Genomic DNA, 25,212 nt, shown 5'->3' with positions numbered 1-25,212 from the left:
TTCCCGATGTCCTCGATGGCAACCCAGCAACTGACCCTGGGCTATCAGCGCCAAGTGATTATCGACGGGCTGGACCTGCAACTGCCGGCGGGCCAGGTGTCGGTGCTGATCGGCAGCAACGGCTGCGGCAAGAGCACCCTGCTCAAATCCCTGGCGCGGCTGCTCAAGCCGCAGCAGGGCTCGGTGATCCTCAATGGCGAGGATATCCAGCGCAAATCCACCGCGGCGGTGGCGCGGGAGCTGGCGATCCTGCCGCAGATGCCCAGCGCCCCCGAAGGCATCACCGTGCGCCAGCTGGTGGCCCTGGGGCGTTATCCCTACCAGAACTGGATGCAGCAATGGTCGGCCCAGGATGAAGCCATGGTCGAGCGCGCACTGCTGCAGACCGGGGTGCAGGCCCTGGCGGAGCGGCCGGTGGATGCCTTGTCCGGCGGCCAGCGCCAGCGGGTGTGGATCGCCATGACCCTGGCCCAGGACACCGAGATCGTGCTGCTCGACGAGCCCACCACCTTTCTCGACCTGGCGCACCAGATCGAGGTACTGGACCTGCTGCGCGAACTCAATCGCCAGGAGAACAAGACCATCGTCATGGTCCTGCACGACCTCAACCTGGCCTGTCGTTATGCCGACCATATGGTGGCGGTGCACCAGCGCACCGCGTTCGCCCAGGGCCGGCCCGCCGAGATCCTCACCGAGGAACTGGTCAAGCAGGTGTTCGACCTCAATTGCCGGATCATCCCCGATCCGTTTTTCGGCACGCCGCTGTGCATTCCCTTTGGCCGGGAACTGCCGCAATGAACCTGCAAGCCGCCTTCAACCCGGCAGACTGGAGCGTGCTGAGCGGAGCGCTGCGGCTGAAACCCATGGCGCAATGTGACCGGCAGCGCTCCCTGAGTGCCCGGGCCTTGCTCGACGATGAAACCTGCATCGCGCTGCTCGACCAGTTGGGACCAGTAATCGGTTCGCCGACCCGAGGGATCACCGCCTCGCTGCTGGCCAAGCGTTTTTCCTTCCTCGCCACCGGCGCCTGCCTGTACGCCATGTCGGTGTGCGACCAGGGCCTGCTGCTGTCCCTGGACGATTGCGTGATCGAGTACGGCCACGACGACGGGCTCTGGACTTCGTCGATGCCGTTGCCGGACCGGGCTCCCCAGGCTTATGCCGCGGGCGAGCGCGAAGCCTGGCGCGCTTCCATCGTCGAGTCGTTGTTCGCCGGGCTGCTGGCGCCACTGTGGCAGACCTTCAACCGGGTCAGCGGCATTTCCCGGCGCATCCTCTGGGAAAACACCGCGGTTCGGGTCTATTCGCTGTACGAAAAACGCATGAGCAAGGTCGAGGACCCGCTGATCCGCCTGCGCCACGAAGCCGACTTCGACTGGCTGCTGCACGAGGCCGGGCCGCAGCTGTTCGGCCTGGACTACAACCCGCTGCGGCACTTCCGCCGGCCGCCGACGCAGCTGGAGGAGGGCAAGAGCATCCGCTTTCGCCGGACCTGCTGCTTCTATTACGAGGCCACCGAGCCCGCCGAATACTGCTCCACCTGCCCGCTGCTGCGCCCGAGGAAATGCCGATGATCGCTCCGCGCCAACCACCCACCAGCGCTGCCGTGCTTGAGCATTACCGTGGCATTGCGCCTTCGACCCTCGGCCACTTTGGCGACGAGGGTTACCTGCGCGGAATCCGTCCGCTGTTCGACGGGCTGCGGATGCTCGGCACTGTGGTCACGGTCAAGGTCTTCGCCCCGGATGGCGCCATCCTGCGCGACGCGCTGCTGCTCAGCGAGCCGGGGGACGTGCTGGTGATCCAGTGTGTGGGGGATCAGGAGTGCGCCTGCTGGGGCGAACTACGCACCCTGGCCGGGCTGATCAAGGGCCTGGCCGGGGTGGTGGTGGAGGGCGCGGTCACCGATGTCGCGGCCTTGCGCGAGCATCGCCTGCCGGTGTTCAGCCGTGGCGTCAGTGCCTACACCACCCGCGGCATCGGCGAGCAGGGGGAGGTCAACCACCCGATCGAGGTGGCCGGGGTACAGGTCAACCCGGGGGATATCGCCATCGGCGACGATGACGGTGTGTTCATTCTCGACGGGCAACGGGCCGAGGCGTTGTTGCCGGAGTTGCTGGCTAAAGAAGAGCAGGATCGAGAGCGGCGCGGGGCATTCTTGCAGCGCCTGGCTTCTATCGGCTGAGTTGGGGCGCTGCGGTGGATTTGCACTTTTATAAGGCGTCGCCGACCCGATCTTGCACCAGGCTAAGGCGATTCAGGGCCCCTGGCAGGGTATCCGGGAGCCTTGCAGAATTACCGCGCAAGCCCGCCAGCACGGCGTTTCAAGACTTGCGACGCAGCCTGGCACAAAGGCTGCAAGACAGCCGATAACGCCCCACCGCGCATGTCGCGGGCGGGCCGCCCCGTCGGTCAACGCAGATCGATTGGCCAACAGGCCGCGGGCACTCGGTGAGTCAGGCACAGCAGCCCGATCGCACACCGCAAATAACAGGCAAAGGCGCCTGGAACCGTGAGGTTTCAGGCGCTTTTTTTTGCTTTAAAAAAACCGTGATTGGCTTGGGTCGGGTGCTATTTATGAATGCCATTGTTGCCCCTTTGAACACACACAAAACCCTGATCGTGATCGGCAACGGCATGGTCGGACATCATTGCGTCGAACAGCTGGTGGCGCGCGGCGCCCTCGAGCAGTACCGCCTGCATGTCTTCAGCGAAGAGCCGATGCGCGCCTACGATCGGGTGCACCTGTCCGAGTATTTCACCGGTCGCGACGCCGAATCCCTGGCCCTGGGCGATGCCGCGCTGTACCAGACTCCTGGCCTGACCCTGCACCTGGGGGTGGCGGTGCTGCGCATCGACCGCGCCAACCGCCAGGTGCTCACCGCCGCCGGCCCGGTGCACTACGACAAGCTGGTGCTGGCTACCGGCTCCTATCCCTTCGTGCCGCCGATCAAGGGTGCCGAGGGCGACTCGCGCCTGGTCTATCGCACCCTGGAAGACCTCGACGGTATCCGCGCCGCGGCCGCCAATGCCCGGCGCGGCGTGGTGGTGGGCGGCGGGCTGCTCGGCCTCGAGGCGGCCAACGCCTTGAAGAGCCTGGGCCTGGAAGCCCATGTGGTGGAGTTCGCCCCACGGCTGATGCCGGTGCAGCTGGACGAGCAGGGCGGTCGCGCGCTGAAGGCGCGGATCGAAGCCCTGGGCGTCGGCGTGCATCTGGGCAAGGGCACCCAGTCGATCAGCACCGGCGAGCAGTACCGCTACCGGATGAACTTCGCCGGTGATGACTTTCTGGAAACCGATCTGATTGTGTTCTCCGCCGGGATTCGCGCCCAGGATGCCCTGGCCCGGGACTGCGCCCTGGAGATCGGCCCGCGCGGCGGTGTGGTGGTGGACAACCAGTGCTTGAGCGGCGACCCGCATATCTACGCGATCGGTGAGTGCGCCAGCTGGAACGGCAGCATCTTCGGCCTGGTGGCCCCGGGTTACCAGATGGCCCGCAGCGTCGCCGCCCAGCTGTGCGGCGAGCCTGGCGAGCCTTTCATGGGCGCGGACATGTCGACCAAGCTCAAGCTGCTGGGGGTGGATGTCGGCTCCATCGGCGACGCCCAGGGCCTGACCCCGGGGGCGCGCAGCTACCAGTTCATCGACGAAGCCACGGCCAGCTACCGGCGCCTGGTGGTGGACGCCAGCGGCAAACAGGTGCTCGGCGCGGTGCTGGTGGGCGACAACAGCTACTACGACACCTTGCTGCAATACATGCAGAACGGCATTGCCTTGCCCGCCGAACCGGCCGGCCTGATCCTGCCGTCCAGCGCCGGCGCGCCGACCCTTGGCCCGGGCGCCTTGCCCGAGTCGGCCACGGTCTGCTCCTGCCATAACGTGACCAAGGGCGCGATCTGCTCGGCCGTCGACGGCGGCTGTTCCGACCTCGGCCAGCTCAAGGCGCAGACCAAGGCCTGCACCGGCTGCGGCGGCTGCGCCGGCCTGCTCAAGCAGGTGTTCGAGCACGAGCTGATCGCCCGCGGCGTCAGCGTCGACAAGAGCCTGTGCGAACACTTCGCCTACACCCGCCAGGAGTTGTACGCGCTGGTGCGGGTCGAGGGGATCCTCAGTTTCGACGAGATGCTCGCCAAGCATGGCCGTGGCCACGTCGGCTGCGATATCTGCAAGCCGGCGGTGGGCTCGATCCTCGCCTCGTGCTGGAACCAGCCGATCATGGAGCGCTCCCTGGTGCCGCTGCAGGACACCAACGACACCTTCATGGCCAACATGCAGAAGAACGGCACCTACTCGGTGGTGCCACGGATCGCCGGTGGCGAAATCACCGCCGACAAACTGATCGTGATCGGCCAGGTGGCGAAGAAATACGACCTCTACACCAAGATCACCGGCGGCCAGCGCATCGACCTGTTCGGTGCCCAGCTGCACCAGCTGCCGGACATCTGGGCCGAGCTGATCGCCGCCGGTTTCGAGACCGGGCATGCCTACGGCAAGTCGACCCGCACCGTGAAGTCCTGCGTGGGCAGTACCTGGTGCCGCTACGGGGTGCAGGACAGCGTGCGCATGGCCCTGGAGATCGAGGACCGCTACAAGGGCCTGCGTTCGCCGCACAAGCTGAAGTTCGCGGTGTCCGGCTGCACCCGCGAATGCGCCGAGGCGCAGAGCAAGGACGTCGGCGTGATCGCCACCGAGAAGGGCTGGAACCTGTACGTCTGCGGCAACGGCGGCATGCGCCCGCGCCACGCCGAGCTGTTCGCCACCGACCTCGACGACCAGACCCTGATTCGCTACATCGACCGCTTCCTGATGTTCTACATCCGCACCGCCGACCGCCTGCAACGCACCTCGGTCTGGCGCGAGAGCCTGGAAGGCGGCCTGGATTACCTCAAGGCGGTGATCATCGACGACAGCCTGGGGCTGGGCGCCGAGCTGGAAGCGCAGATGCAGCTGGTGGTGGATCGCTACGAATGCGAATGGGCCAACGCCCTCGAGGACCCGGAAAAACTCAAGCGCTTCCGCACCTTCGTCAACGACCAGCGCCCGGACCCGGACATTCACTTTGTCCAGGAACGCGGCCAGCGCCGGCCGATCATGGCCGCCGAACTCAACCTGATCCCTGTCACCGAGGAGGTGCTCTGATGAGCCTGTCGCCAAGCCTGCAACCTATCGAAAGTGGATTCGCCGAGCAGCCCGATGTGCAGTGGCTGGCTGTGTGCAGCCGCCAGGACCTGGTCAGTCACAGCGGCGTGGTGGTGTGGCACGACGGCGCCCAGGTGGCGCTGATCTACCTGCCGGATGCCGCGCAGCAGACCCTCTACGCCATCGACAACCATGACCCGCAGTCCGGCGCCAACGTCATCGGCCGCGGCCTGGTGGGCTGCATCAAGGATGAACTGGTGATCGCCTCGCCCTTGTACAAGCAGCACTTCCGCCTGGCCGACGGCACCTGCCTGGAATACCCGGAGCAACGCCTGCGGACCTGGCCGGCGCGGCTGCGCGGCGACGTGGTGGAAATTGGCGTGCGGTAAACCACTCGCGCCTCATTCAATTCAGATCCATATCTGACTCCGCGCCTCCCGGCGCGGGGCCGGAACCCCTGTTGCTCAAGGTATCGGAGACGCCCATGAAAACCGCTGCTCAGTTGCTCAAGTTGAAGGCCGTGGAAAACCGCCAGGTGCACAGCATCGGCCCGGACCAGATGGTCCTCGAAGCACTGCAGATAATGGCGCAGAAAAATGTCGGCGCACTGCCGGTGATGGAAGCCGGCCAGGTGGTCGGCGTCATCAGCGAACGCGATTATGCGCGCAAGGTAGTGCTGCAAGGCCGCTCATCGGTAGGCACCCCGGTCCGCGCCATCATGAGCGCACCGGTGGTGACCGCCGACAGCCAGCACAGCATCGAATGCTGCATGGCCGTGATGACCGACAGCCACCTGCGCCACCTGCCGGTGCTGGAAGGCCAGCAACTGATCGGGCTGCTATCGATTGGCGATCTGGTGAAGGAAGCGATTGTCGAGCAGGCGGATCTGATTCGGCAGTTGGAGCACTATATTCGCGGGCATTGAGGGGAGGGGGTGGGTGAGTGGGATTGCCGGGTTGTTGCCGCATAAATGGGCGTGCCGTAAAGAGGCAACTGGCTGTCAATTCTCCATGGGGGCTTTTGCGAGACTAAGTCTTATAAACCCCAAAGCATCTTTGTAAATCTGATGCCAGGCTTCAGAAGGCTCACTCATTAATGGATGCCAGAAAAACCTGAACTCATGCCCTCCGTCATCCTCAGTATGATGAACCCAGGTATCAGGGAGGTCTTGCGCGACATGACACTCGTGGAATGCCCACATCTGTCCGGTTATAGGCGAGCGCCACGCCCCCAAATCTCGTATCACCTTGCCTTGAATCCCGGCTTCTTCGAACAGCTCCCGGGCAGCGGCCGCCTCGGTCGACTCTCCGGGTTCCACGCTACCCTTGACCAGTTGCAGACCTGCCAGAGGATGCTCAAATGCCAGAATTTCTAGCGTCTCACTGCTCCGCAGTACTATCGGACAGGCTTTCTTTATCGTCATGCCATCTTCTCCTTGGCTTGTAATTTCGCATCCTGATCAGCTGAAAACCTTCCCGGAAGGGATCATTTCGGGATAGGTGAGGCCAAGACATTTAGCCAGGTCATCGATCATTGCGGCGTTCATATTCGTGCCAGCTGTGCCCTGTAGAGCTAAGCGTGGGATTTTTCGTTAAGTCTGAACACGATTCCTTCCACTTCCATTTCAATGGTGTACTTGAACAACACATTGATGTTTTTGGACATGCCTGGAAAACGATAGGTTTCCCACCCGCCTACCAGCCCACGCACAGGGATTTTGTAAGGCCCTTTTGATTCCAGGGGCTCACCGTATTGTGATCTAACCCAGCTCTGGTTCATTTTGGTCTTGAGCTGATAGGGAAGCCCTCCTTTGTAGGTTGGCCTTCCGGGAAACGTTTCCAGGAAAGTAATGAACAGATCTTCAAATCGCTGATTGCTGGCCCAGAATCCCAGCTCAATACCCGGTTCAGGCGACATAGATAAGGTGTCGCTGTCCTCGAAAATACCTGTTGGCGGACCGCCGGGGAGATGTATCCCAGAGGCAACCAGTGCGGGAGAGGTACGCCCGAGGCTTTTAACTAGGTCATCAATCATTGCTGAGTTCATATCAATACCAGCCTTGTTTCAGCAGAACTAAGCACGTGATTTCTCGATCAACCTGAACACCACCGTTTCCACGTCCAGATCGGCGTTGTATTTGAAAACCACCTGAGTCCCTTTAGGTATGCTCGAAAAACGATAGGTATCAGACCCACCTGTCATACCTCTAATGGGCATTTTGAAGGGAGCTCGGGATGTAAAAGGCTCTTCGTACCGGGATCGCACCCACTGTTGGCTCATTCGATTTTCAAGTTCGTAAGGCAGTTTTCCCTTGTAGGTGGATTCTCCCTCGAAGCTTTCGAGCAAGCTGATAAAGAGAGTCTCAAACCGTAGACTGCTGGCCCAGAACCCCATCTCGAGACCCGATTCAGGGGCCATCGATAAGGTATCGCTGTCGTCGAAGATACCTTTTGGCGGCCCTCCGGGAAGGTACATTCCAGAGGCAATCAGCTCCGGATAAGTACGGCCAAGGCTTTTAACCAAGTCATCGATCATTTAAGCGTGTGATCTTTCGTTCAGCTCGAACACTATCGTTTCAACCTCCATTTCGGCGCTGTATTTAAAAACCGCCTGCGTTCCTTTGGGTATGCCCGGAAAACGATAAATGTCCCACCCCCCCGTCATGCCCCGTATGGGCATTTTGAAAGGTGCTTTTGATTCCAATGGCTCTCCACAACGGGACCGTATCCACCCCTGATTCATCCGGCTTTTAAGTTGAAAAGGTAGGTTTCCCTTGTAGAGCGACTTCCCTTGGAAGCTTTCCAGCAAGCTGATGAACAGCATTTCAAAGCGTTGACTCTTAGCCCAAAAGCCTAATTCGACTCCGGGCTCAGGTGACATTGCCACTGTGTCACTGTCCTCGAAAATACCTTTAGGTGGGCCGCTTGGAAGATACATTCCTAAAGCGATCATTTCGGGGTAAGTATGTCCGAGACTTTTAACCAGCTTATCGATCATGGCGGCGTTCGTTTCCTCGCTCACTGCACTTTCTGCATAACTACGCATGTGATCTTTCGTTCAGCCTGAAGACGATGCCTTCCACTTCCATTTCAACGGTGTACTTGAACAACACATGGACGCTCTTGGACATGCCTGGAAAACGATAGCTATCCCAGCCACCTGTCATGCCGGAGATAGGAACTCTATAAGGCGCTCCTGACTCCAGCGGCTCGCCATATTGAGATTTAACCCAGGTCTGATTCATCTTCGTTTTGAGCTGGTAGGGAAGACTCCCTCGGTATATGGGCTCTCCTTCAAAACCCTCAAGAAAGGTGATGAACAGGTTTTCAAAACGTTGAGTGCTGGCCCAAAAAACCAATTCGATCCCTGGCTCCGGCGACACCGTCACCCTGTCGCTGTCATCAAAGATGCCCTTTGGTGGTCCTCCTGGGAGATACATTCCAGATGCGATCAACTCGGGATAGGTCCTCCCCATATTTTTAATCAGGTCATCGATCATTGCGGCGTTCATATTCGTGCCAGCTGTGCCCCGTAAAACTAAGGGTGGGATTTTTCGTTAAGCCTGAACACTATCCCTTCCACTTCCATGTCGACGGTGTACTTGAACCGCACATGGATATGTTTGGGGAAACCTGCAAAACGATAAGTATCCCAGCCGCCAGTCATACCCAGCACCGGGATTCTATAGGGGGCTCCTGACTCCAGAGGTTCGCCTTGATGGGATCTGACCCATTTCTGATTCATCTTGGTTTCGAGGTGGTAGGGCAGTTTTCCCTTGTAGGTTGATTGTTCTGGGAAGCGCTTTAGTAAGGAAATATATAAGGCTTCAAAGCGTTGGGTACTGGCCCAAAACTCAAGTTCGATACCTGCCTCCGGTGACATGGCTATGGTATCGCTGTCCTCGAAGATGCCTTTTGGCGGCCCTCCCGGGAGATACATTCCGGAGGCAATCATTTCAGGATAGGTATGGCCAAGGCTCTTAACCAAGTCATCAATCAGTGCTGCGTTCATATCAATACCAGCCTTGTTTCCGATGGAGGTTGTGCAGCTCAGAGCGTGCCGTATCAATCTGTTCTTCGGTGAAGCCTTCTTCCTGCAAGAAGGGCTTGATGGCATCAAGATTAGCGTCTACGGCGGCCTGGAGGTCAGCAGCATCCTTTGCCTGGCGGGCCTTGTTGTTTCTGCCACCGTACGTCTCACTGTAGTTTTGATGTACTGCGCTAGGAATAGCGATACTTGGGGCTTTTCGTAGAGCTTCCTTCATGTGGTCGTCATGTATATCCGGCACGTTGGATTTCAGAAACGTCTCCAACGCCTTCTGCGACGGTATGTGATCAATATCCAACCCATCCTTGGCGCTTCTACTGGAAAGATCATTCGCCGGCCCAACCTCCAGCGGGTTGACCATGGGCTTGGCGAAGACCAGGTACAGCGAGCGGATGCCGCTGTCCGCCGGGAAGGTGATGATGCAGTCTTCGACCTTGAACTCGTCGAGGGGCGCGCCCTGGAGCTGGCTGTCGCCGCCTTCGGCGATGGGGTGGACCATGAGGCGGGCCAGTTCGTCGATCACCCCCGGGTAGGGCGTCGGGGCGGTGATGACCGGGCCGTTGTGGGGTGTCCAGGTGATGGTGAGCGTGCCGAGGTGGGCCTGCATGGCGTTTTTGTCGGCGTTCCAGCGGGCCTTGATCACCGGGACGCTGTCCTGGCCCGACTGGGCGCTGGTGTGGATGCCATGGATTTGCAGCACGCCCTGGCTGTCGCGGCGGAACTGGAAGCGCACCCGGGTAGTGGCGGCGCGTAGCTCGCGCAGTTGTTCTTCGCTGTAGAAGGAATCGTCGCCAAGCTGGGTCGGGGTCATGGCCAGGAGCAGCACCTGTCCCGCCGGGCCGCCGACGGTCCTGGCCGCGGTGCCGGCCATCTGCAGTGACCAGGCGAAACTCCTGAGGATCAGTTCGCCGGCGACCCTGCCGAGCCCGACCTCGGTCGCCGAGGAGGCCATCAGCATGGTCTTGCCGAAATTGCCCGCGGGCTCGCTGGCGGTGCCGGCCTGGGTGGTGCCCCAAGGGGCGCTGCTGATGGACTTGGCAAAGACCAGGTCGGTGCGGGGAGCGGGATCGGGCCAGGGGTCTGGCCGAAGGTAGACCGGGTCCGCTTCAGGAGCGGGGCAGACCAGGCTGCCGCTGGCTGTTACGGCGGAACTGTCCGTGACCAGTACCCAGTCGCCGTTTCTGACGGCGGCAAGAATGTCCCGATCGCTGTTGACCGTGTAGTGCTCCCGTAGCAACTCCTCCAGGCCTTCGATGCTCGACCTGTTGCGTTGCAGCGCCATGCGCACCCGGATTTCCGCCTCATGGGCACTTTGCGCATGCCGTGCCTCAGGGGCGGAGCTTTTCAGTAAACGCATGTCAGTAAACCCATGGCCGACCTCGGTATCTGGATCAGCCACCCATGCTAGGGGGCCGCCCCGGCGCGGCGCTTTAGGCCCTTTCTGAAACGCTCGAAAGAAAACTCGCTTAATGGGCCGCGGATAAAACCGGCCGTCCGGAACTGGCGATAAAGCCTGCCGTTCGTCACGGCGCGCCGAGCTGGATTCGACTTTTGCCGAGAATGGATTAATAGCTGTTGTGAGGGCCTCGCCAGGCCCGGCTGGGTTGCCATCCGCTGGAGGTTGCGCCAGATGAACGACTACTTGCTCGACGAAACCCTCGAGGAGCGCCGCCAGCGCCGGGTGGCGCAGGCGCTGAGCCTGAACCCCGACGAGGTGGCGCGCTGGGTCCTGACCATGGAAGAGGACGGCAGCGGCATGGGTTATGTCATCGAGTTTTCCGCCGCGACGCCGGTCGGGGTGCTGGCCAGGGTGCCGGGGCTGGGCAGCGATCGGCTGATCAATATCGGCCCCGTCGACTAGCCACCATGGCCGCCGTATCGATCCCCGAGTGCCTGCGGGCGCTACACAGCGAGGGTTTTGTGCTGCTGCCCGGAGTGCTCGACGGGTTGCAGATCCAACGGCTGCGCCGCGCCATCGACGGCCTCGAACCCCAGCATTGGGACTACAGCGGCTTGCTCGAACACTACAAATGCGTGTTCAACCGCGACCCGCTGTGGCTGCCGTTTCTCGATCTGCCGGGGGTGATCGAGCTGGCCGAAGCGGCGCTGGGCGACGATTGCCATGTCATCGGCCAGACCGCCTGGCGCTGTCATCCGGGCTTTCAAGGGATGGGGTTGCACCTGGATTACCTGGCGCTGCAACTGCCCCGCAGCCTGCTCAGCGATCCGGCATTCGAGCTGCCGATGCAGATCTGCACCTGCCACCTGTACCTCGACGATATCGACCAGGACCTGTGCCCGACCCGGGTGGTGCCGGGCAGCCATCGCGCCGGGCGGCCGCCACGGGCCGGCGAGGAGCATTGGCATGGCCAAACGGCCCAGGCCGTGCTGTGCCAGGCCGGCGACGCGCTGATGTTTCGCAGCGAGCTGTGGCATGCCGGCAGCGAGAACAGCAGCGCCGGACGCATCCGCTACCTGCTGCAAGTGCACTATGGCCGGCGCATGGTGGCGCAGAAGTTTTCGCCCTACCTGCACTGGCGCTTCAACCCCGAGGTGCTGGCGGCGGCCTCGGCGCGCCAGCGGCGCCTGCTGGGCGAGCATGAGGAAGCCGAGTACGACTGAGCGAGGGACTGTCAGCTGTCGGGAAAGGGGATCGACAGTAGCCAGCGACTGAACGCCTGCAACGACGGCAGGTGCTGATAGCGGCTGGGGTAGGCCAGGTAATAGCTGCGACCGCTGTCCACCGGTTCGAACAGCGCCACCAGTTCGCCGCTCTGAATCTCGTCCTGCACCAGGATGCGCGGCACCAGGCCGATGCCGATGCCGGCGACCACCGCCTGGATCAGGTGCGCGGTCAACTCGAACCCCGGCCCCATGCGCATCGTCCGCTGCTGCAGGCCGTTCTGCTCGAACCACTCGGGCCAGGCGTCGGGGCGCGACACCACGTTCAGCAATAGCTGTTGCGCCACGTCGGCGACAGACATCGAGCCGTACTCGGGCAGGGCCTTGGGGCTGGCCACCACCGTGAGTTTTTCCGACAGCAGCCGATGGGCCTCGTAGCCGGGCCAGTGACCGGTGCCGGCGCAGATGATCGCGTGCATGTCGGCGGTGTCTTTCGACAGGTCGCTGGTGACGATCCGCGAATGGATATGCACCAGGGTGCCCGGATGGCTGGCGTAAAAGTCATGCATGCGCGGCAGCAGCCATTTCGAACCGAAGGTCGGCAGCACCGCCAGGTGCAGCGGGCCGCCGCCGGCCTTGTGGGCGATGGTCTGCAAGGTGGCGTTGCGGATCCGCGCCAGGGCCGCCGCCAGTTCGTGGTGATACAGGGCACCGGCGGCGGTCAGCTCGATATGCCGGCCGTCACGGCTGAACAGCGGCACTTCCAGCAGCGACTCCAGGGCCTGGACCTGGCGGCTGACGGCGCTCTGGGTCAGCGCCAGTTCTTCGGCGGCCTTGGTGAAGCTGCCATGCCGCGCCGCGGCCTCGAAGGCCACCAGCACCGACATCGACGGGGTGAGACGTCTGGGGTTCATTCATAAAACTCATGAAAAAAGCACGTGAAATACGTTTGCCTGGGGGGCAATGCTTCAGGAAAATAGGCGTTTTCGGCTGGCCGCCGCCCCTGGGGCTGTGTGCAAGCATACGTGTTTTGCATGCACCGCTGCGCCTTTTCTCTGTCTGGAAGCCTTTTTGATGATTGCTCTGCTTGCCCCCGAACGCGACCCGCTGGCCCACTACCAGGGCTTTCTCGACGCCTTGGCCGCCGACGGTTTTCGTGGCGAGATTGCCCGTGACCTGGGCCTGCGCACGGTGCTGGCCACCGACAACTCGATCTACCAGCGGCTGCCGCAAGCCGCGGTCTTTCCCCGGGATGTGGCGGACGTCGAGCGGCTGGCCCGGCTGGCGGCGAGCCCGGAACACCGCGCGGTGGTGCTCACCCCCCGTGGCGGCGGCACCGGCACCAACGGCCAGTCGCTGACCGACGGCATTGTGGTCGACCTGTCGCGACACATGAACCAGATCCTCGAGATTAACGTCGAGGAGCGCTGGGTGCGGGTGCAGAGCGGGGTGGTCAAGGACCAACTGAACGCCGCCCTCAAGCCCCACGGCCTGTTCTTCGCCCCGGAGCTGTCGACCTCCAACCGCGCCACCGTCGGCGGCATGATCAACACCGACGCCAGCGGCCAGGGCAGTTGCACCTACGGCAAGACCCGCGACCACGTCCTGGCGCTGAGTACCGTGCTGCTGGGCGGCAGCCGCCTTGACAGCGCGCCCATCGACAACCGGCAATTGACCGACGAGGCGGCGCGGACCGACCGCATCGGCGAGGTCTACCGCTGCGCCCAGGACATCGCCGACCACCAGGCCGAGCTGATCGAGGCGATCTTCCCCAAGCTCAATCGCTGCCTGACCGGTTATGACCTGGCGCACCTGCGCGAGACCCCGGAGCAATTCAACCTCAACAGCGTGCTCTGCGGTTCCGAGGGCTCCCTGGGCTTTATCGTCGAAGCACGGCTGAATGTGCTGCCGATTCCCCGGCACTCGATCCTGGTCAACGTGCGTTACGCCGGCTTCATGGATGCGCTGCGCGACGCCAAGGCCTTGATGGCGCTGAAACCGCTGTCGATCGAGACGGTGGATTCCAAGGTGCTGATGCTGGCCATGCAGGACATCGTCTGGCACGGCGTGGCGCGTTATTTCCCCGAGCAGGCGGACACCCCGACCCTGGGCATCAACCTGATCGAGTTCAGCGGCGACGACCAGGAGGCGCTGGAACAGCGGGTCGACGCCTTTGTCCGGCACCTGCAGCAGGACAGCTCCGTGGTGCGCCTCGGCCATACCCTGGCCATCGGCGCCCAGGCGGTCAACCAGGTGTACGCCATGCGCAAGCGCGCGGTCGGCCTGCTGGGCAACGTCCAGGGCGAGGCGCGGCCGCAGCCCTTTGTCGAAGACACCGCGGTGCCGCCGGAGAACCTGGCGGATTACATCCTCGAATTCCGCGCGCTGCTCGATGGTTATGGCCTGCAATACGGCATGTTTGGCCATGTCGACGCCGGCGTGCTGCATGTGCGGCCGATCCTCGACATGAAGGACCCCAAGCAAGCGGCGTTGGTCCGGCCGATCTCCGACGCGGTGGCGGCGCTCACCCACAAGCATGGCGGCCTGCTGTGGGGCGAGCACGGCAAGGGTCTGCGCTCGCAATACGTGCCGGACTATTTCGGCGAGCTGTACCCGTCGTTGCAGGCGCTGAAAGCGGCGTTCGACCCGTTCAACCAGCTCAACCCCGGCAAGATCGCCACCCCGGCCTCGGTGCCTGAAGCGCGCCTGACCCGGGTCGACGAAGTAGTGCTGCGCGGCGAACTCGACCGCACCATCGACGAACGCGTCTGGCAGAGCTATGACAGCGCCCTGCATTGCAACGGCAACGGCGCCTGCTACAACTTCGACCCGGACGACGCCATGTGCCCGTCGTGGAAGGCCACCCGCAACCGCATTCATTCGCCCAAGGGCCGCGCCTCGCTGATCCGCGAGTGGCTGCGCCTGCAGGGCGAGCAGGGGGTGGATGTGCTGAACGGCGGTGGCGCCCGGCTTTCCAACCTGGCCCGGCGCGTCTATAACAGCGCGGCGCGGCTGGCCGGGCGCGAGGACTTCTCCCATGAGGTGTACGACGCCATGGCCGGCTGCCTGGCGTGCAAGTCCTGCGCGGGGCAGTGCCCGGTCAAGGTCAATGTGCCGGAGTTCCGCTCGCGTTTCCTCGAGCTGTACCACGGCCGTTACCTGCGCCCGCTGAAGGATTACCTGATCGGCTCGCTGGAGTTCAGCGTTCCCTATCTGGCGCGCCTGCCACGGCTGTACAACGCGCTGATCGGCGCGGCGCCGGTCAGCCGTGCCCTCAAGCACCTGGCGGGCATGGTCGACAGCCCGTTGCTCAGCACCCTGGACTTCCAGGCGGTGTGCCGCCGGCGCAATGTGCGCATGGCCAACGCCGCGCAGCTGGCGGCGCTCTCCGAAGAACAGCGCCAGCGCAGCGTGATCCTGGTGCAGGACGCCTTTACCCGGTTCTTCGAGACGCCGCTGGCGGCCGAGTGGCTGGAGCTGATCGAGCGCCTGGGCTTCCAGATCTACCTCGCGCCTTTCGCCGCCAATGGCAAGCCCTTGCAGGTCCAGGGTTTCCTCGGCGCCTTTGCCCGGGCCGCGCGCTACAACGCGCAGTCGCTGCTGAAACTGCAGGCCAGCGGCGTGCCCCTGGTCGGCCTCGACCCGGCGATGACCCTGGTCTACCGCCAGGAGTACCGCAAGACCCTGGGTGCGGCTCAGGCGCCCGAGGTGCTGTTGCCGCAGGAATGGCTGGCCCGGGTGCTGCCCGCAGTACCTAGTGAGGCATCGGCTGAAGCGAGCCCGATCGCCGAGGCCGAGCCCTATCAGTTCCTTGCGCACTGCACCGAAAAAACCAACGAGCCCGCCAGCATCGGCCTCTGGCAACAGGTGTTCGCGCGTATGGGCCTGAAGTTGCAGGTGCTGGCCAGCGGTTGCTGCGGTATGTCCGGGACCTACGGTCACGAGACCCGCAACCTGGCCACTTCGCAGGTCATCTATCAGCAATCCTGGCAGCCGCTGGTGGCGCGCCACGGGCAGGGCGGACGGTTGCTGGCCGACGGTTATTCCTGCCGCAGCCAGGTCAAGCGCCAGGAGGGGCAGGGGCTGCAGCATCCACTCCAGGCGTTGCTGGAACAACTGCGCAAGCACCCGCTCAAGGCCTGATCAGATCCACCGTGGCGCCGGTTCTACGAGCGCTACGTCGGAATGCCGCCCAGCCCGATCGCAGCCTTCGGCAGCGGCTACAGCACTGTGTTGCCTGTGTAGCCGCCGCCGAGCCCGCGAGGCTGCGATCGGTTGCGCAGCGACCGCAAACTCGGAATCCCGGATATCCCTGCCGGCGCCGGTGGCTTCAGTCGGTGCTGTCCATCAGCTGCTTGATGCGCAGCCAGTCGTTGCGTGCTTCCAGGTATTTTTCGTTGGCCCGCTGCTTGGCGCTGCTGAACAGGGCCAGGCGGTGGTCGTCGACATGGTCGGTGTTGAGCAGCTCATAGGCCTGGACATCCAGGCGGTCGGCTTCGGCGAACAGCCGGGCGTTGTTCGCCAGCTCGCGGTTGAATCGTTCGGTCCTGCTCATGGCTGCGTCATCCTCCTTAATCCTGCATAGGGCCGGCCACGGCAAGACACCTGGGCCGATGCTCTTCCTGACCCCGGGTGCCTCGACCGCTGGCCGAGATATCGAGACCTTGCCTGGATTTGGAGAATCGCCTTTTACCCGTGGTTCCATGGCGCTGCCCAGCGGTTGTCGGCAGCGCCGTGGATGGTTACTCATCAACTTATTCCGGCGTCCGCTGGATCAGATCCAGGGCCTCGCTGCGCGACAGTGGCCGCTGCATGCGCTGCGACAACACCGCCATGGCCCTTGGGTACTCGCAGGCGACCACCGATTCCACCTGTTCGTTGAAGCACAGCAGGGCGATAAAGCGGTACTGCTCCGGCTCGCCCTCGAAGACGATCTGGTTCCACCGGCGGGCGTGGCCGAGCACCTCGAAGGTCTGGTCGTAGAAGTAGGTCCAGAAGAAGGGCACCACGCTGAAACTCAGCTGTTCGCCGAGCATGTTGCAGGCGGCGAGCCGACCCTGCTGCTGGGCCACGCGCCAGTGTTCGATGCGCTGGGAGCGGCCGTCGCAGGGGAAACTCACGATGTCGCCGGCCGCCCACAGGCCGTCGGCCACGGCCAGGCTGGCATCGGCCTTGAGCGAACCGTCCTCGGCCAGTTCGAGGCCTTCGACGAAGGCCGTGGCAGGGCTGACGCCGGTGCCGAACAGCACCAGGTCGACGGCGATGCGCTGGCCGTTGTCGAGGACCACCTGTTGCACCTGGTCCTCGCCGACCAGGGCCCGGGCTTCGCAACCGGCGTAGTAGATCACCCCGTGCTGTTCGTGCAGGGCACGCACGGCGCTGCCGATGCGTTCTCCCAGCTGGCGTTGCAGCGGCACCTGGTGGCGGCCGATCAGGTGCACCATCAGCCCGCGTTTGCGCAGGGCCGAGGCGGCTTCCAGGCCGATGAAACTGTCGCCGATGATCGCCACCCGTTTACCGGGCCGGGCCTGTTCCAGCAGGCGCGCGGCATCTGCCCGCGAGCGCAGCATGAACACCCCCGGCAGGTCGGCCCCTTCGATCGCCGGCAGGCGCGGTTCGGCGCCGGTGGCCAGGAGCGCGGCGTCGTAGTCCAGGCACTGGCCGTCGGCCAGGAGGATCTGCCGCCGCCCCGGGTCGAGGCGCAGGACCTCGGCCTGCAGCAACTGGACATCGGCCTCGCGATAAAACTCCGGTTCGAGCAGGGGCGGAACCTCCGAAGGCGGCATCTCGCCGGCCAGCACGTATTTGCTCAGGGCGGTACGGTCATAGGCCGGCTGCACTTCCTTGTCGATCCAGGTCAGGTTGTTGCCCAGGCCCTCGGCCCGCAGGGTCGCCACCGCCGCGGCACCGGCGGCGCCGGCGCCGATCACCACGAACCGTCGCGGATCGGCCGGGCGTGGCACCACGGGGTCGGCCATGGGCTGGTCGGCGACCCAGACCCGGTCGTCGTGACGGATGTCCACCCTGTAGCGCTTGAGGCTTGCCAGGGGCGGCGGCTCGCAGAGTTGCCCGCTGTCGCAGGCAAAGGCGCCCTTGTGCCAGGGGCAGATCAGTTGCCCCTGATACACCGCGCCCTGTTCCAGTGGCGCCCCGGCGTGGGGGCAATCGGCCTGGTAGGCCTGGACCTGATCGCCCGTGCGAATCAGCAGCACCGCTTCGGTACCGACCTGGACCCGGGTGCCGCGGTCTTCGGGCAACTGGTCGAGGCGGGCCACGACATAAAAGGTCATCGCTTTTCTCCTGCGCGTTCCGCGCCCTTGATCCTCCTTGCGCGTCATCCTCCCTGGTGCGGGGCCGGGATCTTCTGTCAGAGGGCGCAATGCAGCCCGGCCAGGTGGCTTCGCTTGGCGTTCGTCACAAGCGCCGGAAGTCGCTGGGTTAAGTGTGGACCCTGCAAAGCCCGGTCGATGGGCGCGCCCCGATAGCCGGTCATGCCCGACCCGACAGGTGGCGGGCCGCTAGACCGCCAGTTCGACCAGGTGGCCTTCGACCTGGCCGGCCTCGAGGATCAAATAACCCAGGCTGACCGGCAGCTTGAAGCGCCTCGGCCCGGCGCTGCCCGGGTTGATATAGAGCACGTCGTCCTGCCAGAACTGTCGCGGCTGATGGGAATGGCCGGTGACCACCACCCGTATGCCCGGCGGCAGAGGCTTCGGCACCTCGGCCAGGACATGGCAGAGCAGCAGGTCGAGGCCATCGAGCTTCACGGTGATGTGACGGGGCAGTGCGTGGGCCCAGTCATGGGGCTGATCGACATTGCCGAACACCGCGGTCACCGGCGCCAGGTGTCCGAGGGTGGCAAGTATCTGCGGGTCGCCGATATCGCCGGCATGCAGGATATGCGCGCAGCCCTGCAGCGCCGCCAGCGCGCCGGGACGAAGCAAACCGTGGGTGTCGGAGATCAGGCCTATTTTCATCGGTTCATGCTCGGGATGGGGGTCAGTGATTTCAGCTCCCGCGAGTGGGAAAGACCGTCTGAAAGAGCTTTTCCCGGCAAGACAGATGAGCTGAATCGAGTGCTGACAGGCTATTTAGCGTAGCGCAAGCCATGGAAAAGGGCGCCGGCGGCTATTCCTCCCCTGCAGGAATACACAGTTAGTAGGGGGGATGCCGCTAGCATGATCGCGCCAACGAATCACCACATGGAGCCGCTTGCAGCAACACGGGAGACTCCCGTTCCCCGTCATCGACGCCTATCGGGTGTCTGGAGCAACGCCTACGCGGAATGCGAAGCTGGCGGTGACAGGCGGCGACAGAGTTGCCGCGCTTGCTGGAGCAGGGGCGCACGCCAGACGATCCGGCCATCGTCCGAGCTGCAGAGCGGGGTATCGAGCGGCCAGCCGGCAGGATCGGCCGCGTATGACCAGCCGAGGCCCCGCAGTTTGTCCCGGCACGGCAGCAATTCGGTCACGCCCAGGCGGATCGCGCGATCGAGCGCATGGCCAAGTTCGGCCGGATGCGGATAGTAAGGCGTCAGCAGGAACGCGCGCTGCAGCGACGCGCCCGCCCAGGTGAGCCCGGCATCCACCATGTCGACGATCGCGGCCAGTGCGCAGGCATGTTCCGGCCCCGCGCGCTTGAGCAACGCGGCAACGTTGATGTTCACGCAAAGATCGACGACGTTCGGATATTGCAATTCATCCAGCCAGGTCAGATAGACGCCTTCGCGATGCCAGGGCCTTGCATCGGCCGCGACCCACCTCAGGCGAAACACCTCGAGCACCTGGCGCACGGCGTACGTCAGCCGCTGCGCCGGCCAGCGGCCGCCGTCGACCAGCGCGAGCATGAACAGCGCGGTGTCGTCGGCGTCCGGCAGCAGCGCAATAGGCATCCACTCCGGCTGGCGATCGGGCGGGTAGAACGAGAACGCGCCACTCCGGTCCGTCCGCTCGCAGCACGCCAGGAAGTCGAGCGCGCGCCTGCGGGCCGCGGTCAGCGCCGGTGTGGCGGGCCATGCCGAGAGTTCATGGAGGACGAGCGCGGTCACGAAGCCGTTCTCGTCGGCGGCCGGGCCTGTCGGCAGCTCGACGATGGAGCCGAACGCACCGCTGGGCGATTGCGCGGCGAGCAGCGCATTCAGCGCGGCTTCGGTAGCGGTCGGATGGAAGACGCTCATGCCGGCTCCAGCGGCGGCGCGACGCCAAAGGTGACGCCGAGCCCGGCATCGCCGTGCACGGTGATGCCAAACATCGTGTGATGGGTCGTCGGGTCGTCGAGCGCGGCGAGCGGCTCGGTCAATTGCGCGTAGAAGCGCAGGTCCCATCCGTGGCGCCGGCCAAGCTCCAGGATACGCGCACGGGCCCGTCCATCGCCGCCGAACAGCGCGCGTGCGTGGGTGTAGAGGGTGAACGCGGTCGGCTCGCCCCTAGCGCTGACCGAATAGCTGAACCCGTACAGATCGCCCGGAAGCTCGCGCCAGATCGGCGCGCCGCAGCATTCGCCCAACAGCTCGACGAGTTCGCGGTAGCGCGACGCGAGATTCACCCGCGCGAGCAGCGCCACCAGGTCCGGCGCGATCATGCCTTCGATGCGCGAGTAGAACTCCGTGCGCTGCGAGTCGGGGTCCACGCCGATCAGCTCGATGTGCTGGCGCTTGTCCGGGAGCGACTTGGGCCTGCCGATCACCTCGGCGGCGAAGGCGTCGGCATCGGCCGCCGCGTCCTTCGGCACCTCGACGTAGAGCTTGGTGCGACACTGCCCCGCGCGATGCCGTCCACCGATATACGCGCCGAAGCGCAGCGGCTGACCGGCCTGGAGCCGGCGCACCGCGTCGACGGTGGACGTGGGTGCCGGTGTGGCGCCAAGCGCCGCGAGCTGACCGAGCGCGGTATCGACCGCGCGGGGCGGATCGCTGCCCGGCAGCGCCGGGTCGAGCGTATAGCGCAAGGCATCGTCGGCGGTGGAGAACGCGATCTCGACCGGGAAGCCGCTCATGGTCAGCAGGCTGCCGGTGAAGCCTTCGGCTGCGCGGGCGCGATCGTCGAGCAGGCACAGGAGCTGCGCGCGCGCCTGCTCCGCGTCGTTGCCGTGAAAGTGCCGGGCGATCTGCAGCGCGCGTTCCAGTGCCGGAGGCCAGGCCATCGCGCTACCCCTGCCCGGTGCCGCGGGGGGGCAAAACCAGCAGCATGCTCGTCTGATTGTCTGCGGACTCGATGCGCGTGGTCCCGTCCGCCAGGTAATAGAGGGCAAGGTAGTCGTAGATCGGTGTCACGCCGTCGACGGACGTGCTGCTTGCATACTCGTAGCCGCTTTCGCGCGTGAACAGGAAGTCTTGCCCGTCGTTCGGCGCGCTCCTGAACGTTACCGTCACCTTCACCTGATCGTTCACAATCCAGTCGATCCGCGACGGATCGAGCGTGACCGACGCGGGCAGCGTATCGGGCGTGATGTCCACGCTGACGGCGGCCGTCGGGACATCGAACGGCGTCAGCTCGTCGTTGACCTGCAGCGTGCCGGTGAAGCTGGTCGCGGCGCAATCCGGGTCGACCACCAGGTACCTGTAGGTGACGGACGGATGGACGCGGTCGAGCGTGACATACGCCGGACCGATGCTCTGGATCGCCCATTGCCATGACGGGATGCCCAGGTTGCCCGATTCGCTCGTGCTGAGCGCAAGCTGCACCTGATCTCCCGCGCCGAGCTTGTGCGCGGTCAACCTGACCGATTTCTCCTGTAACGGAGACACGGCCCTGACGAACGCGAGGGCGGGCTGCGTACCGGGCTGGAAGACGGTGCCGGTCTCCTCGCCGCTGGAGTCCGGCGTCTCGCCGGAGAGACTGTATTCGAGCCAGTACGAGAACAAGCCCGGCGTATAGTTGCGGCGCGCGACGAGGCGCACCGGCAGCGTGCTCTTCTCGCGCTTGCCGTCGGATTCATAGTGCACGCTGACGCTCTGGATAAGGCTGGGCATCTGGTCGGCGAGGACGAAGTCGCGAATGCCGACCTCGTCGAGCGTGACCGATGTCGCGCCCAGCCCGTCGATCTCGCCCGAGTCGAACGGCTGGAGTTGCGCATCCGGCTTGAACGTGACCACGTAGCGATAGCGGTAGTCGAGCCGCCAGGCGACCGGGGAAATCGCCGTCTGGAAGATGCCGGTCGACCACGGCTGCGTGTGCCCCGGGTTGAAGATGCTGTGGCCAGGCGACCCGCCCGGGTTTGTCACGCTCAGCGCGATCGATTCGATCGGCAGCGTTTCGAAGTAGTCCGCGACCGGCGAGAAAGTGACCGGCGTGACGGGCGGCAGCGCCGGCAGCACCAGCAGCGGCGGCGAACCGGCTCCCGATTGCTCCCAGGTCGAACCGTCGTTCAGCGTGTAGGTCGCCGCCCATGGATAGCCTGCGGCCGGCAGCGGCAGCCAGCGGGCGGTGGTGCTGGCAGCGGTGAAGGTCAGCGGGTGGCCGGCGAGTTCCGCGTCGACGAGGGTGACCCGGCTCCAGTCGATCAGCAGCGGTGTGACGGTGACGGCGATGGTGGCGGGAATACCGGCACCGACCTGGATCGTCGTGCCGTCGGCCACCGTGAGCGGAATCGGCGTGACTTCGCCGGTGGGGCCGAACTGCTGGCCGTCGTACAGGACGACGCCGGCGGTGGCGGGGCCAGGGTCGAACTGCCAGGTATCCTGAGGATCCTCAGCAGTGAGTGCGCACCAGTGGTTCGCGCAGTAATTGTGATCCGTGTCGAGGTAAACGAGGTTCAGCACGATCAAGCTGAGCGGCGGGGTATCCCCGTCCAGCCCGTGACCGACGATACGATAGAGGATGTTCGCCATGATGGCTCCGAACCGCTGGGTGCGTGCAGGAAATGCGGGGGGCGACCGCGTCGCTTCCCCCGCGGCAGTGCAGTCCGCCCGGCGTGAGCCGGGCGGTGGCGCAGGTTATTTCACACTCGCGAGTTCTTCCTCGTAGGCCAGGTTGATGCCCGTAAGCAGGCGCAGGTGGGCCGCTTCGATCGCGTGCGCATGCTCGTGCGGAACGAGGTAGGGCCGTTCGTTGGCCAATACCTGCTTGTTGCTCCACATCCTCGGCAGCACGAGCAGCGCCGACGTCATCTTCGTCTGCTGGATGACGACTGGCGATGCACCCTTCGGATAGTAGGCGCCCGAGTAGTACCAGGTCAGGCTGGGCTCCTGTCCGTCGAGCATGAACGAGTAGTACTGGCTGCCCGTTCCCCTGAGGAACTGGAACGGGTGTTGCTTGATCGGTTGCCCGGTCGCATTCAGCAGGTAGACGTCGATCTTGACCATGTCATACAGATCCCACTGGATCAGCGACGGATCGATGGTCACCATGGTCGGGGTCTGCTTCGCGGTGACGTTGATCGGTTGCCGCTGCGGCACGTACCACGGCGTCGGGTAACTGATGATTTCGCCGTCGTCCACGTACTGCACCGTCACATCGCAGTAAGCGTTCTTGTTGTTCGGCGCGAGGAATTTCCACGGCGTGATCGGATCGCCTTTCTTGTCGATCTGCCAGACATTGCCCTGCACCGACACGCTGTTGTCCGGATCGACGTAGTACGCGGACACATAGACGTTTTCCATGTCCTTCGCCCATACCGGATACAGGGTGACTTGCTGCAGGGCCAGCGGTGATCCGATCTGCACGGAGTTCTGGTTGGTCGGCTGGCTGGGCGCGAGGGTCACGCGCGAGCCGTCTCCCATGACGTAGAGCACCGAGTAGGTGTAGTTCGTCGTATAGGGGAGCGCCGTCAGGAACGATACGGGCCACTTTTCCTCGTTCGCATGGAACACATAGTTCTCCGTCTTGGCCTCTGCCGCCTGGCCGGGGGCCACGTTGGTGTTGACGAATACGAAGTCGACTTGCACTTGCTTCACCGATTGCGCAGAGGCGCCAAACTGGATGCCCGAGGTCTCGAACGTAACGGCCAGCGCTGCGAGCGAGCCGGCATTGAACGTCACGCTCGCCTCTCCCACGAGGGCCGCGTTGCCCTGGATCGTCGGCGACTCATACGACGTTCTGTCCGTGTAGGTAACGATGTATTTGTACGAATAGCGCAAGTTGGGCGAGCCATCCGGATTGGTGACCGCGGGGCGCTTGAAGATCCAGCTGGTGGTGTCCTTGGTCAGGGTCTCGGAGTCGTTGCCCGACGGTGATTGCGCCAGGACCTGCACCGACGCGACCCGGGAGCTGATCAGGTCGACGTTGGTAAGCTGGAAAACGACCGAGAGCGGGCTGTAGTCGACCACCTCGTAAACCCGGTCCCACACATCATTCGCGAAGGCGGGCAGCAGGGTCGACGACTGCGCAATCCAGTCGACCACCGTGTTCTGCGTGTAGGTGTACGAGAACGAACTCACCTGGCTCATGCTGAACTTGTAGTCGTTTCCTGACGGATTATTCGCCTGCATCATCGCGATGGTCGAATTGACCGACTGGGTGACGGCATTCTGCAACGTCTGCTGCGCCCAGTTGGTGATCGCCTGCCCCTGTGCCGACATCGGGTCGATCTTGCCCCAGATATAATCGATCGTGCCGGCCTGCGACTGGCTCAGGTACTGATTGACTTCGACGGTGCGGCTGGTTTCCGAACCCCAGACGTTTTTGTCGACGTGGATGGTCTGCTCGTACTGATAGGCGACGCTCGAATCGAATCCAACCGTGACCGCCACGCCCGGCAACGACCCCGGCACGTGCATCTGGTACTGGACATCGTATGCGCCGCCGTCCTGGCCGCTGAACGCGGTGATGAACGCAGCGACTGCGGCCTGGTCCGGCAGGGAGATCGAGAACGACGCGCGGGCACTCGCCTGCCCGATGTCACCGGTCGTCGGCGCCAGAGAGGGCCAGGCCACTGCCGAATAGCTGCCCATCTGGCCCTTGTCGTCGGGATACTGGTAGTTAAACCAGGTCGTCCCGAGGGTCCAGTCCCAGCCGCCGATCCGGATGTCGTTGCCGAACTTCTTCTGCACGGCCTCGATGGCCCCCGGCGGCGTTTGCAGCACGGTCTGGAAATTGCACTGTCCGGAAACGCCTTTGCCATTCTTGAACTGCCGCAGCGAGAATTCCGGCAGGCCGCTCGCGGCGATCGCGAATTGCGGCTGCGGAACGATGTAATACTTTTTGGCGTCCTGATTGTCCTTGTAAATCTGGATCGTGTATGACCTTCCGCCGAAATCGTACTTCAAGGTATCCGAGCTTCCGATATCCAACATGACTCTGTCTCCCGTAACGTCCTGTGACATGAAGTGAGTGCGGTGTCGGAACGCTCGACCTTGTCGTCCGCTCGCCGGCGGGCGTTGTTTGAGTCGTTGATACGGCCGAGTGTGCGACCGGATCATCATTCGGCCATTTTTGAGCACTGGCAACCACCAGAAATGGTAGATGC

At 63.8% G+C, this 25,212-nt stretch carries 24 protein-coding genes; 9 read left to right on the top strand and 15 right to left on the bottom strand.

From position 1 onward, the window contains the following. Window positions 1-6 precede the first annotated feature (6 nt). The 6 genes from C4K38_RS16145 (at window position 7) to C4K38_RS16120 (ending at window position 6,064) form a co-directional block, all read left to right on the top strand. Window positions 7-798 (top strand): ABC transporter ATP-binding protein, encoded by a 792-nt coding sequence (locus C4K38_RS16145; RefSeq protein ID WP_009043984.1) that lies wholly within the window; start codon window positions 7-9, stop codon window positions 796-798. Continuing rightward, window positions 795-1,574 carry an IucA/IucC family C-terminal-domain containing protein gene (locus C4K38_RS16140; protein WP_053279256.1) on the top strand — a complete coding sequence of 260 codons (780 nt, stop codon included), beginning with the start codon at window positions 795-797 and terminating at the stop codon, window positions 1,572-1,574. The genes C4K38_RS16145 and C4K38_RS16140 overlap by 4 nt, the downstream gene beginning before the upstream one ends. Further along, entirely contained in the window at window positions 1,571-2,185 is a 615-nt protein-coding gene (locus C4K38_RS16135) for an RraA family protein (protein WP_053279255.1), read from the top strand. The genes C4K38_RS16140 and C4K38_RS16135 overlap by 4 nt, the downstream gene beginning before the upstream one ends. 392 nt (window positions 2,186-2,577) lie before the next feature. Beyond that, entirely contained in the window at window positions 2,578-5,139 is a 2,562-nt protein-coding gene (gene nirB / locus C4K38_RS16130) for a nitrite reductase large subunit NirB (protein WP_053279254.1), read from the top strand. After that, on the top strand, window positions 5,139-5,528 hold the full coding sequence (gene nirD / locus C4K38_RS16125; protein WP_053279253.1) for a nitrite reductase small subunit NirD: 390 nt from the start codon (window positions 5,139-5,141) through the stop codon (window positions 5,526-5,528). The genes nirB and nirD overlap by 1 nt, the downstream gene beginning before the upstream one ends. A gap of 95 nt (window positions 5,529-5,623) precedes the next feature. Further along, complete coding sequence (locus tag C4K38_RS16120) at window positions 5,624-6,064, top strand: CBS domain-containing protein (protein ID WP_053279252.1); 441 nt, start codon at window positions 5,624-5,626, stop codon at window positions 6,062-6,064. Window positions 6,065-6,139: 75 nt separating this feature from the next. Here the strand turns inward: C4K38_RS16120 and C4K38_RS16115 are convergent, their stop codons facing one another. The 7 genes from C4K38_RS16115 to C4K38_RS16085 all read right to left on the bottom strand — a co-directional run bounded on the left by C4K38_RS16115 (window position 6,140) and on the right by C4K38_RS16085 (window position 10,543). Beyond that, on the bottom strand, window positions 6,140-6,562 hold the full coding sequence (locus tag C4K38_RS16115; RefSeq protein ID WP_053279251.1) for an NUDIX hydrolase: 423 nt from the start codon (window positions 6,560-6,562) through the stop codon (window positions 6,140-6,142). A 149-nt stretch (window positions 6,563-6,711) separates the two neighbouring features. After that, window positions 6,712-7,173, bottom strand: coding sequence for a DUF6392 family protein (locus C4K38_RS16110; protein ID WP_053279250.1), 462 nt, complete (start codon window positions 7,171-7,173; stop codon window positions 6,712-6,714). Window positions 7,174-7,212: 39 nt separating this feature from the next. Beyond that, on the bottom strand, window positions 7,213-7,674 hold the full coding sequence (locus C4K38_RS16105; protein ID WP_053279249.1) for a DUF6392 family protein: 462 nt from the start codon (window positions 7,672-7,674) through the stop codon (window positions 7,213-7,215). Further along, window positions 7,675-8,184 carry a DUF6392 family protein gene (locus tag C4K38_RS16100; RefSeq protein ID WP_331711841.1) on the bottom strand — a complete coding sequence of 170 codons (510 nt, stop codon included), beginning with the start codon at window positions 8,182-8,184 and terminating at the stop codon, window positions 7,675-7,677. Then, entirely contained in the window at window positions 8,177-8,638 is a 462-nt protein-coding gene (locus tag C4K38_RS16095; protein ID WP_053279248.1) for a DUF6392 family protein, read from the bottom strand. Before C4K38_RS16095 ends, C4K38_RS16100 begins: the two co-directional genes overlap by 8 nt. A 38-nt stretch (window positions 8,639-8,676) precedes the next feature. Then, on the bottom strand, window positions 8,677-9,150 hold the full coding sequence (locus C4K38_RS16090) for a DUF6392 family protein (RefSeq protein WP_053279247.1): 474 nt from the start codon (window positions 9,148-9,150) through the stop codon (window positions 8,677-8,679). A gap of 1 nt (window position 9,151) precedes the next feature. Next, on the bottom strand, window positions 9,152-10,543 hold the full coding sequence (locus tag C4K38_RS16085) for an S-type pyocin domain-containing protein (RefSeq protein ID WP_053279246.1): 1,392 nt from the start codon (window positions 10,541-10,543) through the stop codon (window positions 9,152-9,154). Between the two features lie 273 nt (window positions 10,544-10,816). On the opposite strand from C4K38_RS16085, the gene C4K38_RS16080 reads away from it, so the two are divergent. Both C4K38_RS16080 and C4K38_RS16075 read left to right on the top strand, forming a co-directional pair. Further along, a complete protein-coding gene (locus C4K38_RS16080) occupies window positions 10,817-11,047 on the top strand; it encodes a hypothetical protein (RefSeq protein ID WP_053279245.1) in 231 nt (76 codons plus the stop codon). 5 nt (window positions 11,048-11,052) lie between these two features. Continuing rightward, window positions 11,053-11,808, top strand: a complete 756-nt coding sequence (locus C4K38_RS16075; protein ID WP_053279244.1) for a phytanoyl-CoA dioxygenase family protein — start codon at window positions 11,053-11,055, stop codon at window positions 11,806-11,808. 11 nt (window positions 11,809-11,819) lie between these two features. Here the strand turns inward: C4K38_RS16075 and C4K38_RS16070 are convergent, their stop codons facing one another. Next, a complete protein-coding gene (locus tag C4K38_RS16070; protein ID WP_053279243.1) occupies window positions 11,820-12,722 on the bottom strand; it encodes a LysR substrate-binding domain-containing protein in 903 nt (300 codons plus the stop codon). A 160-nt stretch (window positions 12,723-12,882) separates the two neighbouring features. Between C4K38_RS16070 and ydiJ the strand changes: the two genes are divergently transcribed. After that, window positions 12,883-15,951, top strand: a complete 3,069-nt coding sequence (gene ydiJ, locus C4K38_RS16065; RefSeq protein ID WP_053279242.1) for a D-2-hydroxyglutarate dehydrogenase YdiJ — start codon at window positions 12,883-12,885, stop codon at window positions 15,949-15,951. A 187-nt stretch (window positions 15,952-16,138) separates the two neighbouring features. On the opposite strand, the gene C4K38_RS16060 is transcribed toward ydiJ, so the two are convergent. The 7 genes from C4K38_RS16060 to C4K38_RS16030 form a co-directional block, all read right to left on the bottom strand. Then, window positions 16,139-16,363 carry a hypothetical protein gene (locus C4K38_RS16060; protein ID WP_025808827.1) on the bottom strand — a complete coding sequence of 75 codons (225 nt, stop codon included), beginning with the start codon at window positions 16,361-16,363 and terminating at the stop codon, window positions 16,139-16,141. A gap of 199 nt (window positions 16,364-16,562) precedes the next feature. Then, the gene (locus tag C4K38_RS16055) at window positions 16,563-18,098 is read right to left on the bottom strand and encodes an FAD-dependent oxidoreductase (protein WP_053279241.1); all 1,536 of its coding nucleotides are present in this window, start codon (window positions 18,096-18,098) and stop codon (window positions 16,563-16,565) included. A 228-nt stretch (window positions 18,099-18,326) separates the two neighbouring features. Beyond that, window positions 18,327-18,785: a metallophosphoesterase family protein gene (locus C4K38_RS16050; protein WP_053279240.1), complete on the bottom strand. Its 459-nt coding sequence runs from the start codon at window positions 18,783-18,785 to the stop codon at window positions 18,327-18,329. Between the two features lie 299 nt (window positions 18,786-19,084). Beyond that, window positions 19,085-19,984: a hypothetical protein gene (locus C4K38_RS16045; RefSeq protein WP_053279239.1), complete on the bottom strand. Its 900-nt coding sequence runs from the start codon at window positions 19,982-19,984 to the stop codon at window positions 19,085-19,087. Then, window positions 19,981-20,949: a hypothetical protein gene (locus tag C4K38_RS16040; RefSeq protein ID WP_053279238.1), complete on the bottom strand. Its 969-nt coding sequence runs from the start codon at window positions 20,947-20,949 to the stop codon at window positions 19,981-19,983. Before C4K38_RS16040 ends, C4K38_RS16045 begins: the two co-directional genes overlap by 4 nt. 4 nt (window positions 20,950-20,953) lie before the next feature. Further along, the gene (locus C4K38_RS16035; protein ID WP_053279237.1) at window positions 20,954-22,636 is read right to left on the bottom strand and encodes a hypothetical protein; all 1,683 of its coding nucleotides are present in this window, start codon (window positions 22,634-22,636) and stop codon (window positions 20,954-20,956) included. 105 nt (window positions 22,637-22,741) lie between these two features. Further along, window positions 22,742-25,039 (bottom strand): hypothetical protein, encoded by a 2,298-nt coding sequence (locus C4K38_RS16030; protein WP_053279236.1) that lies wholly within the window; start codon window positions 25,037-25,039, stop codon window positions 22,742-22,744. Between the last annotated feature and the right edge of the window lie 173 nt (window positions 25,040-25,212).

Source organism: Pseudomonas chlororaphis subsp. piscium (assembly GCF_003850345.1).
Taxonomy (GTDB): domain Bacteria; phylum Pseudomonadota; class Gammaproteobacteria; order Pseudomonadales; family Pseudomonadaceae; genus Aquipseudomonas; species Aquipseudomonas piscium.
The sequence above is the reverse complement of the archived record's forward strand: the minus strand, read 5'-3'. Positions and strand labels throughout refer to the sequence as shown.